8 protein-coding genes are annotated in these 13,999 nt (G+C 32.0%); 1 reads left to right on the top strand and 7 read right to left on the bottom strand.

Translation table 11 applies throughout. The annotated features are described in order from the left end of the window. Position 1: 1 nt before the first annotated feature. Positions 2-859, bottom strand: coding sequence for a heme o synthase (cyoE, locus tag K8Z87_RS00285; RefSeq protein ID WP_227475708.1), 858 nt, complete (start codon positions 857-859; stop codon positions 2-4). Positions 860-1,054: 195 nt separating this feature from the next. Between cyoE and K8Z87_RS00280 the strand changes: the two genes are divergently transcribed. Then, positions 1,055-1,930 (top strand): MBL fold metallo-hydrolase, encoded by an 876-nt coding sequence (locus tag K8Z87_RS00280; RefSeq protein WP_227475428.1) that lies wholly within the window; start codon positions 1,055-1,057, stop codon positions 1,928-1,930. A gap of 67 nt (positions 1,931-1,997) precedes the next feature. On the opposite strand, the gene K8Z87_RS00275 is transcribed toward K8Z87_RS00280, so the two are convergent. The 6 genes from K8Z87_RS00275 to sov form a co-directional block, all read right to left on the bottom strand. Then, positions 1,998-4,118 carry a gliding motility protein RemB gene (locus K8Z87_RS00275; RefSeq protein ID WP_227475427.1) on the bottom strand — a complete coding sequence of 707 codons (2,121 nt, stop codon included), beginning with the start codon at positions 4,116-4,118 and terminating at the stop codon, positions 1,998-2,000. A 116-nt stretch (positions 4,119-4,234) separates the two neighbouring features. Then, on the bottom strand, positions 4,235-5,020 hold the full coding sequence (locus tag K8Z87_RS00270; protein WP_227475426.1) for an energy transducer TonB: 786 nt from the start codon (positions 5,018-5,020) through the stop codon (positions 4,235-4,237). Positions 5,021-5,136: 116 nt separating this feature from the next. Next, positions 5,137-5,859, bottom strand: a complete 723-nt coding sequence (locus K8Z87_RS00265; protein ID WP_227475425.1) for an energy transducer TonB — start codon at positions 5,857-5,859, stop codon at positions 5,137-5,139. A gap of 56 nt (positions 5,860-5,915) precedes the next feature. Further along, the gene (locus K8Z87_RS00260; protein WP_227475424.1) at positions 5,916-6,239 is read right to left on the bottom strand and encodes a VanZ family protein; all 324 of its coding nucleotides are present in this window, start codon (positions 6,237-6,239) and stop codon (positions 5,916-5,918) included. 49 nt (positions 6,240-6,288) lie between these two features. Further along, complete coding sequence (gene gcvH, locus K8Z87_RS00255) at positions 6,289-6,669, bottom strand: glycine cleavage system protein GcvH (protein WP_227475423.1); 381 nt, start codon at positions 6,667-6,669, stop codon at positions 6,289-6,291. A 60-nt stretch (positions 6,670-6,729) separates the two neighbouring features. Beyond that, entirely contained in the window at positions 6,730-13,998 is a 7,269-nt protein-coding gene (gene sov / locus K8Z87_RS00250) for a T9SS outer membrane translocon Sov/SprA (protein WP_227475422.1), read from the bottom strand. Position 13,999: the final 1 nt, after the last annotated feature.

Raw genomic sequence — 13,999 nt, 5'->3', positions numbered from 1 at the left:
ATTAACTTAAAAATTTATCTACTACATATATAATTTGTAGTAATGTAATATATGATACACTAGATAGCATTAATTGTTTTGCTGCTTTAGATGTTCTTAATTTAAATAAACGCAATGCATAATATAACATTACCATTCCTAATAGAAACACTATTATCGCACCGATGATTGAGAGTTTTAAATCTCCTGTAAAACCAAACACAGGTATTATTGATGCTATAACTGTCCAAACAGTATACATTATAGTTTGTACTGCGGTACCTTTATCTCGTTTTCTTGTCGGCAACATAAAAAAGCCTCCTTTTTTGTAATCTTCAAATAAAAACCATCCTATAGCCCAAAAGTGAGGAAATTGCCAAAAAAACTGAATTGCAAATAATGTTCCTGGCTCTATTCCAAAATCATTACGTGCAGCCACCCAACCTAACATAAATGGTATGGCACCAGGAATTGCACCTACAAAAACAGCTAAAGGAGTTTTTGTTTTTAATGGAGTATAAACACAGGTATACAAGAAAATTGAAATAGCCCCATACATTGCTGTTTTAGGGTTAATAATATACAATGTTATTATACCTAGCAAAGTAAAAGTTGCAGCGATAATAAAAGCCATATTTACAGACATTCTGCCAGCAGGTATTGGCCTATTTTTGGTTCTATCCATTAATGCATCTAAATCTTTTTCTATAATTTGATTATACGCATTAGATGCACCAACCATAAAATAACCACCAAGACTTAAAAGAACTACAGTATAAAAATCTACTGTTTCTGCACCTAATAAATAACCCGCTACAGAAGAAAAAACAACACTAATGGATAATCCCATTTTTGTAATTTCTTTAAAATCGGTTAGCATTGCTGCTACTGAAAAAGAAGGTTTAGTTGTGTCCAATTAAATTGCTGTTGTATTGCTTTATTTTGCGAGTGCAAAGATAGTCTGAAAATTACTTATGAGCAATGGAAAGCTCTAGTTATTAACGAAACTATAGACTTGTTGTAAGTTCAGATCTTTTTATTCGACAATGAATTCTTAAACCATTCAATAATTATTATGAAATCGTTATTCTCTTTAATTGCTTTATTCTTTATATCACTTACGTTTGCTCAACGTTTTGATAACATTAAAATTGAAACCACAAAACTTTCTGATCATGTATATATGCTTGTTGGCGCAGGTGGAAATATTGGAGTTTCTATAGGTGAAGATGGTGTTTTTGTTATCGATGATCAGTTTGCACCACTTTCAGAAAAAATATTAACTGCTATAAAAGCACTTAGTGATAAACCTTTAAATTTTTTAGTCAATACACATTGGCATGGTGATCATAGTGGTGGAAATGAAAATATGGCTGAAGCTGGTGCTACAATCATTGCCCACGATAATGTTAGAGTACGCATGGAAAAACCAAGACGTGATGGTAGCAAAAACCCTAAAGAAGCTTTACCTATTGTTACATTTAATGACAAATTAAATATTAACGTTAACGGTGAACCTATAGCTGTATTCCATGTAGAAAATGCACATACTGACGGAGATGCCATTTTATATTTCACAGAAAGTAATGTTTTACACACCGGTGACACTTATTTTAAAGGCAGATATCCTTTTATAGATTTAAATTCTGGCGGAAGTGTTAATGGTTATATCGAAGCCGCTAAACGAGGCTTGATGGTTATTGATAATGACACCAAAATTATTCCTGGTCATGGCGCACCTTCTAACAAATCTGAGTATAAAGCCTTTTTAGAAATGCTTGAAGAAATTAAAGCTAATATAAGTAAAGCTATTGCTGAAGGCAAGACTGAAGAAGATGTTGCTAAAGACGGTTCACTTACTAAAAAATATGACGATTTAGATTTTGGAAGTGGATTTATTAATAGCGAGCGTATACGAGTTACTTTTTATAAAAGTTTAAAAGGAAAATAAATAAATTACCTTAATAGATATTTAAAAGCAATCTATAATTATTATAGGTTGCTTTCTTTTTTATAAATTAAAAGTCCGTATACCAATTAAACAAATCGGTACGTAGACCTATATTAAACCAAACAGTATTACTACGCCTTGTAACATTAGTTTCTTCTGTTGGATCAAAATTTCTATAACTAATATTGGTGAAAATTTTTAAATTACTTACAGGATTAATAATATAACCTGCTTGTAATTCTCCATGAAATACAGTGGTTCTGTTTCCTTGCCCAATTCTAATACCTGTATCAGATGGTCTATTATTTTCTGAAGTAAAAATATCTCCTCCATAACTAAAACTATCTTCTGGCGTATTAAAATCTAGTCCTCGCTCTCCAAAAATCAATTTACCATCAGCAAACCATCGTTTATAATTGTATCTTCCTATTAATATAAACTCCCTAAAGTTTGCTCCCCAAAGATGTGCTACGGATTGATTATTATGTCCGTAATTTAAAACTATACTATTGTGTGAAAACGTATATGGACGTACCTGATTATATTCTGCTTGTAGTAATAATCCATCTACATTAAAGGCATTAAAATATTTAGCACCTAGCTGAAAACCAAATTTATTTCTAAAACTTTGATTTCCTGCTCTTACATCGCTTATAGAAAATTCATCTATTATAAATTGTCCATACAAATTAACTTTATTGTTATACTTGTATTTAGCAGATAACCCAACAACTGCATTACCTGCATCTTGCCCTGTTTCAAATTCTATTGCTCTAAAAATGATTAAAGGGTTTAAATAATTAACATCAAAACCCCGATCGTTAGCATTGTTCCAAACTACAGATTCAAAAAGCCCAATATTTAAACGTTTAGAAACATTCCAACTTAAATAATGATTCGCCATATACTTCGGCAGAAATGCTCCATCTTCTACAACCTCATCCCTAACATCTCTTAAAAACAACCATGTACTTGTGTATTTAATTTTCCAGAATTTAAGATTGGTTTTTAAAAACGGTGAAGGACTAGCCACATCACTTAAAAATAAAGATCGGTAACCATCTCCAATAAAATTTTTACCATGACCAAATTGAACATTAAATACTCTAGATGGCGAATAAGACAAATAAGCTTCTGCAACAGGATAATCGAAAGCATCGTCATTAAAACGTTTAGCTATTCCTCTTCCTGGAATAATTGCAGGATCTGGACCAAATGGCTTTAAACTCTCTGCAAACTCATTAAAATACTGTGCAAAACGACCTTGACTCTCAAAGACCGAAGCTGTGAAATTTAATTTTTTACCAATACCTGCTTGTACATATAAACCTCTAGTATTATTAAACGTAGATCCAAAATCTGCCTCTGTATCTTTGCCAACTTGTAAATCTAAAACAGGATCTATTGTAAACCAGTAATCTTTACCTTGAACAGCTACCATATGCTCATTCCATAATTTACGTCCTACCCAGCTTTCTACATCTTTAGATAAACTTTCCTTTTCAGCTTTAAAATCGTAATAAGGTGCCACATCATCATATAAGTATGGTTTTGATGCCGTATGGCTATTTGTACCTAATGCATTTAAATTAGCATCAAAACGCGCATAGTAGGTGTGCGTAAATGGAATATTAAGTTGACTATTATATTCTAATTGTTTATACGGCACTAATGACGCGTTAATGCTATCTAGTTCATTTGAGATTACTGCATTAAGGTCTGGATTTGGAGTCTTCTTCTTTTTAGTTTCTTTAATAACCTCTAACGTTTCTTCTTCTTGTGATGGAGATTGTAGTGGTATATTAATTTTTGTAGAATATTGTACAAACGTCGGATTTCCATTATAACTTGCAGGAGTTATTTTTGGTAGATTATCAAAAACACGCTGAGTTTCAGTTTTTAACTCCTCGTAGGCAGCATCTGTATATATAAGTTGAAAAGCACCTTCTTTATCAACTTCAAAAAGTAATTTTATCTCTCCTTTATAATTAGCCTTTGTAACTACTTCGGGCAATTTAAAATTTTTATAGATAAAACTATTTAATTGAAACCTAAAACAGGTTTTTAAATTTTCTTCAGATTGACCAGCACATTCAGCAAATACAGGAGGTTTTTGATAAGCTTGAGATGTTTGCCCAGAAAGATGAACACTACATGAAAAAAGTATTAAAAAAATAAAATATTTCATATTTATTTTTACCATTTGACGTGAGAAAGATACTATTTTTTTGTTGCCCTATAAAAACAAAAAACCGTTATTAAAAAATAACGGTTTACTGCTCGTTTTATGATGATAAGTGATGATTAATTTTCTACTTTAAATTTTATAGGTAAGGTATAAATTACATTTACTGGTTTATCTCCCATTTTACCAGGTATCATTTTTGGAATTTTGTTAATTGTACGTTCCGCTTCTTCACCTAATTTAGGATGTGGAGCTCTAGTTTGAATCTCTGTAACCTCTCCTTTTTTATTTACCTTAAATTGTACATTAATTTTTTGAATACCTGATAAACCATATTCCGAAGCTAGTTCTGCATTAAATTTCTTTTGAACTAACTTTTTTATTTTATCGTTAAAGCATTTTTTTCGCTTACTGTTCTTTTTATATTTTTCACAACCTGGGTATACAGGAGCAAACTCAACAGAAGCTATAAAAAAATCTTCTTCAACTGGAGTAACTACAGGAATATCATCTGCTTTTATAATCTGATTAGGTATTGGATCTGGCTCGGTAATTAAGGTCTCTAATATTTGATCAGGAGCATCATTCTTAATAGGTTTAACATCATCTATTATAATTTGCTTCTTAAGTACACTCTTCTCTTTTGTAATTTCTTTTTTATACTCTTGCACTTGGGACATTGCAATTTCATAAATTTCTTCGTTAAGCTCTGGTTTCTCAGGCACATAATTCTTACTCTCAAATTGCATTTCTAGTAATGCAAATGTTCCCAACAGACATAAGATTAAACCCACCTGAAAGTATAACGTGGAGTTTTTTTGTAAATTGGCATCATGCTTTTGTGATTTTCTCACTTCAGTTCTGCTCTGGTCAGCATTACTGTTGTTTTGGATTAAATTTTTCATAATACTTATAATTAATATGTTAATATTATGTAAAATTCACAATAAGCATACCAAAACGAAAATCCCGTCCAATTAATTTTGAACGGGATTTTTATATATTTAAAGTAATTACTTTATTAATCTTGTACTTGGAATACTATAGGTAATGCATATGGTACAGTTACTGCTTTACCACGTTGCTTACCTGGTTGCATTTTAGGTAATAAATTTAAAACACGCTTTGCTTCTTTTGCTAAACCAGGATGGGGAGCTCTTGCAAACACAGCAACAATATTACCTGTTTTATCTATTTTAAACGAACAACGTATTACTTGTCTACCTGACAGACCTAAATCTCCCGCTAAGTCTGTGTTAAATTTTTTATTAACAAACTTTGAAACTTTATCTGACATGCACTTTTTCTTAGCTGCATTAGTCTTTTTTCTTTCACAGCCTGGAAAAACTGGTACGTTTTCAATAACTGAAAAAGGTACTTCTATATCTTCTTCCACTGCTTCCACAGCAATATCTTCAACTTCTGCAATTTCTGCATCTTGTTCAGTTTCTGTAGATTCAATTACTGTTTCTTCGATTTCCTCCTCATCTTCTACCTCTTCAATTTCTTCTGGGATAACTGGTGGTGGAATATCTGGTGGTGGTGGCTCTACTTCTTGTACTACTGTAATCTCTTCTTCTAACTCGTCATCTAAATTTAAACTATCTAAAGCGATATCGCTTTTATCATACGTCTTGTAATTAATAGTTAAATTAGTAACAAGTAGCATCAACGCCAAACCAACTGCAAAGTAAATTGAGCTGTTACGACTGACGTCTGATTTAGGATTCTTTTTTGGTTCCATATACTTATTATTAAAGATTGCTAATTTAAATAAATTCTTATTAAATAAACAAAAGATTAGTTTATTTTAACTTTATATTTCATATAGTAGTGCACAATTACTGTACCAATAATAACACCTAAACAATTTGCTATAAGATCCATGGTGTCATATGTTCTAAATGGACTTACTATTTCTTGAATGCTTTCTAATATAATTCCAAAAATAAAAGTAATTATAAATGAAATCCACAATCTCTTTTTTACTCTTGATTTAAGCGCATATAAACCCCATATTATTGCTAAAAAAATATAAATTAAAAGATGAAATACTTTGTCTTGATTTTTAAAAAAAGCCTTTTCTGGCAAATAACTATCAGCATCTGCAAAACTAATATACAAGACAAAACATGTATATATTACTGCAAAAAAAAGTATTCTTTGACTGTTTTTAAGCACTAATTAGTGCTTTATAATCTTCGGCAGAAAGCAAAGTATCTAATTGACTTTCGTCTGTAAACTTAAGTTTTATCATCCAACCATTATCATAAGGGTCTGAATTTACTAACTCTGGTTCGTCTTCTAAAGTTTCATTAAACTCTATTATTTCGCCACTTAAAGGCAAAAACAAATCTGAAACTGTTTTTACAGCTTCAACTGTTCCAAAAACTTCTTCTATATCTAGAGTTTCGTCAACCGTTTCTACTTCTACGTATACAATATCACCCAATTCTCCTTGAGCAAAATCAGTAATTCCTATAATAGCTGTATCACCTTCTATTTTAACCCATTCGTGGTCTTTAGTGTATTTTAAATCTGCTGGAATATTCATTGATTATTTATAATAATTATTAAAGTAACAAATGTATTTTTTAATTGAAGGATATCAAAATTAATTACCAAAATTATAACGAATCGTTAAACCAGATCTAATTTGAGTTTGTGGGAAAGATGTTGAGATAGCAAAATCAGAAAAACTATAATCGAATCTAAAAATCCCTGTAAGTGCATTAGTAAAAGCATATTCTGCATTGAATTTTAAGCCCCAAATCGTTTGCCCAGCAGTAATTTGATTGTTATCTAAATCTAATGACCTAATAATAGTAAGGTTATCGCGCACATTTACATCTAAAGTCATATTTAAATCACTTCTAATCACTTGCCTTGCTCCAGCTAAACTTGATCTAATTGGCAGGTCTTTAATTCTATAACCTAAACCTAATGTGTATTCTTTTCCTTGTATTTCGGTAACTAAATTATTATCGAAACTTAAAGACAATGATCGATCTCTGGCAACTTCAGCATTAATTTGAAGCGAATTCTTCATAGTCGCTTCAATTCTAATTAATGGACTAAATCGTTCTTCTAAAAAGATATTACTATATAAAACTTCGCTTTTAAAATTACCTCCTTGATCTAATTCTGAAGGATCTTCTCTATTAAAGTCTAAATTGGTTCTAAACTGAGTAATTGAATAATTAGAACGATACCCATGTCGCATAGAAAAACGTCTAAAATTCTTTCTAAACCATGGTAATTTCATTAAACCTGTATATTGAATGGTCCAATTAGGGAGTGGAAAACTTCTAAATGCACCTAACTCTACTTTATCTGCACTAACACCTTGATAAGCTGAAAGAAATGCTGGTAGTAAAACACGCTGACTATTTCTACCAAAACCTACAGGAAATCCATCTGGATCTCTAGCAAAACTGTCATTGCCAAAAAAGTCTCTCGCTAAACGGTTTGCTACAGCCAAACGATTTTCTCTAAAATCATTAAATACATTAGAGCCATTTTCATCACTTTTACTAAATGCCGTCTTAAATAATATTGTGGATATATTAAAATTACCAAAGGTATTAGGTGTTAAAGGCCTATAATCTAAGACGCCATCTGATCCAGGTTGACCTGTTGCGTCTAAGAAATCTTCTATTCTAAAGTTCTCTGTTGAGTTTTCTTGAAAAGCTCTATTTCCTACCAAATCGATAGTTAAATCGCTAATAGGCTCAAGATCCGCTGAAAAATCTATATTTCGTGTTGTTTGCTCATTATATTGTTGGTTAAAATCTGGAAATACAGTTAAATATCCATTACCTGCAGCTAAACTTCTTATATCACTTTGGCCTCCAAACGTATATCCTAATGTAGGTCTTAATGTTCCTATAAATCCTGGAGTTGGAAGATAACCAGGTAAAAATGTTCCTTTATTTTCTGAATAATTAATTCTAACATTCTTTACCATAGTTAGAAGACCTAATAGGGTATTTCCTGTTTTTTTACCAAAGCTGACTCTATTTGCATTTTGGTTAGTATTTGCACCTCCTCTTGTATTAGCAGGTTGTCTTGTATTTCGTCTTCTATTGGTATTTGCTTTTACAAGTCCTAAAGATCTATATAAAGTTTCCATATTCAATGTAGTGTTTAATGTGTGCACTCCACTATTTTGAATATTATTTCCTAAATCAAACACTCCGGTTACATTACCATCAGCATCTGTAGCTTCGAAATTCTGATTTAAATCAGATCCTTTTTGCCATTGAAATGTTCCTCTATATGTATAATCTGACCTTATAAAGCCTAAGCCTGGAATCTTATCTAGCGGTAATTGGTAATTTAATTGAAGCTCTTGTCGTTGAATATTTGGATCGCCTAAATCAAAGAAACCATCCCAAACATCTAATGTTGGATCTTGTCTTCCATTTATTCTATCATCAATAAAGTAATTACGAACGATATTACTATTAGATGCCGTAAAATTAAAACTTAAAGATTCTGTTAAATTATAATTGATAGCATATTGAAAATCAAAAGCATAATTACGTCTAAACAATTGCTCTATTCCAATATTATCTCCTCCTAAAGCTACTTCTCTAAACTTTTGACTGTTGAATTGACGAATAATATCTGTGTTTATAGAGAAATTAGTTGGTAATAAATTAAGGTTAAAGTCTTTAATGAATTTCCAATATTTCCCTGTAAATAAAGAATCATTCTTTTTAAATGGTTCAATCTTTTTAGGTTCAAAACTAAAGGCATAATTAACTCCTGCTCTAATATTTTGATCTAAGGCATTTTCTATTTCAAAATCGCGATGCTCTGTTTTATTGTAAGAATAATTAAACGTTAAATTCTCTACGTCATAAAACTGTGGTTTAGCATCACCTGTACGTTGTTTACCTACTCCAATAAAATTAATACTTTTCCGTTTTGTAAAACTTTCTGACTGACGCTCTATTCTATCTGCTTCTTCTTGAGATTCTGCGGCTTCAATCCTTGAGTCTAAAGTAAGGTCATTAAAAAACGCATCGTATTCTGGTGTAATTAATTCTTCGCTTTGCGAATAATTAAACGGTAATTTAATGCCCCATTTTTCTGGAAATAATTGTCCTAATTGAATATTAGTAACTACATCGTATTGTGTTACATCTTCTCGGCTTCTTTCATTAGGAGATTGTTCAATACCTCCAAAACCGACTGTACTACGTCTACCTGATGCACTCACAGTTGCAAAATCAGCAAAATTTGTGTCTACAGCCAATATTGCTGCATAACCGCCTTCATTGTCTAAATCTGACATTCTAAGCTCATTAAACCAAACTTCTCCGCAAACTGGTGTTTTGTTTTTCCCTGAATGCTTAAGACCAACCATTAATACTCTTATATTACCAAAATTGGGGTTTCCTTTAACTGCTACACGTTGATTAGCGATACCATTTGCTGGAAATTCGTCAGCCGGATTATCACTTAATACACCGTCTACAACATCATAAAACGTAGGACTTTCATTAGTTAAGGTTTGCGTAGAAATCCCTCTAGATTTTATCTCTTGTAAAAATTGTAATTCAATATTAATTTCATTTTCTTCTGGCCATATTTGCCGTTCTATTGACTCGGCGCCACTTATTAAATCACTATTAAGTAATGGGATTTCTACTTGATAAAAATTATCGGTAAAATCATTACCCATTCTAATAAAAGCGACTAGCTCATCGTCTTCTAAAGGTTGATTTTCTTGGGCTTGAGCATGTAGAAACATCCGTAGCTTTTTATACTGACGCATATCTAAATTTACATTTTTAAACACTCCTCTAGAATCTGTAAAGTCAAGATCACAAGTTTCTAGGACCAAAGATTGCTCATTTTGTCTTACAATGGTGTTATTGTTATTTAATTCTTCTCGGCGAACGCCTGGAGGAATTACATAATTACCGTCATTTTCTTGAATTCCAATAATAGCAACATTAAACTCAGCATTGGCGCTATTATTTGTTGCATCAGTATCTAAATCTTGAGTAAAACGTCTCCAATCGCTACGAACCAAATCTAAAGTTGCAAAACGCAATACCGTATTCTGCGTAAATTCTGTTAAAAACAATCTAGCAAAACGTACAGATCTAATATCCGTAATACCACCAACTGCGCGAGTTGGGTTAGATATTGGCAATCTAAATTGATACCATGTTACTTGTCTTACATCTCCGTTAGGTAATGTTACATTTTCAGTGGTAATATCATTAATTTGAGGATTTGCTGCATTTAGTGTACTAGGTGTTATATCAATTTCATATTCAAAATAACTATCAATGGTATTCATTGTGTTATCTCTATTGATATCTTCTACATCGGGTTGTGTTGTAGATCCTCTATTTGTTTGGGTAAATAGGTCTGGCGTATTTCCTTGTTGACCGTTAAATTGTCTGTAACGATCAAAAATATTTCCTGTAGTATTTAAGAAAAATGTATAGTTATCATTTGATGGGTCAGAGCCAAAGTCTAAAGTCTGTCCTGTTTGTTGCTGTAAAAAGTTAACAATATCTTGTTCTTCTTCATCATCGTAACCATCGAAACCTACATCTTGATTGGTACGCTCTTGTCCTGTAGTTCCAAATGTGTAAATTAATGATTGGTTTTGAGGCACAGCATAAGGTGACGAAGCTGTTATGTTTTGTAAAAAATCTATATTGCCATCTTCTGGCAATCCATTTTCGTATTGTTTTTTTCCGTCCTTTAAAATGTCTTCAGAAATATTTCCTAGATTAATAGTTAATTTTCCTCCTTGATTGTTCGGTTCGTCTAAAAATGGATCTTGAACCCAGAATTCAATAAACTCTACATTAGCTTGTTCAAAGTCGGTAGACGTAATTTGTCTGGTAATACCTGCCCAACTATCATTTGGGTTTAGTGGTGTATTATTTGCTGCTGATGGATCAAAATTATAAGGACCTCTTTCTGTTGGATAATATGCTAAATCTAACGTATTAATAACTGATGTTTGTCCTTGAACTATATCTACTTCAGGAAAGATTTCACTAATAAAAACACGACGTGTATATAAATCTGAAACATCTTCATCTGTAATACCATCTGGTCTTTGGTTTCCATAAAAAATAGGATCTATTGAATACCAATTTAATAATGCTCTATCAAATCCGTTTTGTATGCCTGTATCGTCCTCATTACCTAAAGCATATACTCTACCTAAACCTAGAGGTCTACTTGCTAACGACCATGTTAATGGGGACAATAATTGTATGTTTCCTTGTGTGCCTTCAAAATCATCTATATATGCTGTAGCTTCTCCTTCAAAATCTGTACCTCTTGGAGCACCTGGTGCTAAATATGCAAATTCACCTCTAACAGATAAATTTGATGGCGCATCAGTGTCTATATTAGGAAGTTTATTGACTAAACGTGTAAAAAACGGAACCTCTGTAGCAAAATTTCCATTGAACCCAAAAATGGTGTTGTTAATAGGTTCTGCATCAAAATTAGCTTTCTGCGTAATAGGCCTTTCATTTAAGTTTAATAATGTTGCTCCTAATAAAAAGTTATCGTTAAATTGATGCTCAACATTTATACCTGTAAAACGACGTGTTTGTTGACCAAATAAGGCGTTATTTTCTACATCTACACTAATAGGTGTATTAGATGCTATTAAAGCCTGATCTAATATCTCAACACGACCGGCAGCATAATTTACCGTATAATCTATACCTTCTACTAATAACTGTCCATTAGCTGTAACTCTAACCGAACCTCGAGTTGCATTAAATGGAATTGGAATACCTCCACCACCGCTACTTTTAAAAAGTCCTTTAATTTGAAACTTGTTTTTTTCTACTTCTTCTAAAGCCCCTGTTTTTGTTGATTTGTACATTAAATCATAAACATAGAGTTCTTGGTTTGCATTTCCAAAGACATCTTGTTCATAATCTAATTCATTATTATTAGGGTTATTATCATCATCTAGAATATCGAATAAATAGCGCCCAAATGGTTCTACTTTTGTAAAAATAATTTTACCATTTTGCGTTAGCACAGTCAATCCCGGCACAAAATCGAAAAATCCATCACCTAACTCTTGAGGATCATTATTAAAGTTTAATCGGTCTAAATGAAATAAACGAATTAAAGGGGTTTCTTGTATTTCTGTATCGTCATTTGGGTTTGATGCTGTGTTATTACCAAATATTGGAAATGTAGTACCTTCAACAGGTGTAATAAAATTTAAAGGAGATGCTTCGGTATAGAAGATGTTTAATCTAAAATCTTGTTGTTCTAGTTGAAATGCTCCTGTATCATAAATGTTTTTCATCATTAAGTCCCAAATCGGTTGCTCAACAGCTGTTACAGCACTCTTTAACATTTTTAGAACTAAACTTTGATTATTAACTATTTGATTTCCATTATTTCCATCTTGAACATCTGCTGATTCAACCCCATCATTAGCAAATTCACCAACTTGAAATACCTCGCCACCAACAGTATATTGAAACGCTACAGCTAAAACTTCATCATTAAGTAAACGTTGACTTAAAGACACATAACCCAATTGTTTATTTAAAAAATAATCTTGGCCTTCTACTAACTTTCGTGCACTTTCTAATCGTCCATAATCAAAACCTTCATTAACAGGCACATTAATTCCTGCTTCAATATTTGTAATATCTCTTACAGCATCTGTTAATAAAGATCCTGGGCCTTGAATATTTGTTGGATCGAAATCATTATTTGAATTGTCTGGAAAACTACCATTTGGTACATTTATAAAACCTGCTGGTGGATTAGGTAATCCTATACGGTCAGATTCCCCTAAATCTTGAAATGCTACTACGTTTCTAACATCGTTTGTTTGATTATTTCTATTAGTAACCCATATTTCAGCCCTTGTAATTTGAATATTGTTATTGAGATATGGATAAGTTAGCATTGACCTATCATAAGTATCTCTAAAGTATTGCGCTAAAAAGTAGTGTCTATTTTCGTCATAATCTCTTGCAAAAAATTCAAAGTCTTCTAAAGTACCACCTCCTTGAGCTGTTACTGATCTTGATTGTGATTGCTGTTCTGAAAATACTGCTGTTACAGTAGTTTTACCAAATTGCAATTGTGTTTTTACACCAAATAAGCTTTGAGCACCTGTGATTAAAGAACTATTTAATGGCATACTAACATTACCAACTTCTATCTTTCTTATAATATCATCATCGTCTGGTGTATATTCTAACTTTACAAGATTTTGGAAATTTTGCGTGCTTTCAGTATCATAATTGGCAGTAACTTGTAAACGCGTTCCTACTGTTCCTAATAAACTTAAACTAATTCTCTGATCAAAATCAAACGTGAAATTACTTCTATTTCTTGGGGTAAAACTTGGGTTGTCTTGCTGCGAAAAAAGAATCCCTAAATCAATATCTACAGACCCTAATGGTTTTACTGAAATCGTATTACCACCAAATATTGTTTCGAATAAATCTGAATTTACATAAAAATCTGGCAGTAGATTCTTTTGTGCATCTGCACTACCATCTTTTAATCCATCAGCCGCGTCAATCTTCTGCTTGTAATAAGCGTTTAAACGTTCTTTAAGTACTAATTTCTGAAATTCTGCAGGTGTTAATATTAGTGGAAAATTAATATTAAAACCTCCTATTTTTTCTGAATAAATATAACGGTCTAAAATAGGATCGTACTTATACTTAGATTCTATACTTCCTGGCTTAGGTAATTTAATGTCTCCTAAAGCGAATGTGGTTTTAGTAGAATCCGCTTGTTGCGTATTATCTTGCGCATTACTGATGCCACCTATTAATAAGATTATTATTAATACGCGCCATTTCAGTTTTAGTAAGGAAATATTAGCGTTGGTTATGTTCAAT

The sequence above is a fragment of the Winogradskyella immobilis genome (assembly GCF_021887715.1).
Taxonomy (GTDB): Bacteria; Bacteroidota; Bacteroidia; order Flavobacteriales; family Flavobacteriaceae; genus Winogradskyella; species Winogradskyella immobilis.
Note: the sequence above shows the minus strand (reverse complement) of the source record. Positions and strands in the feature narration are given on the sequence as shown.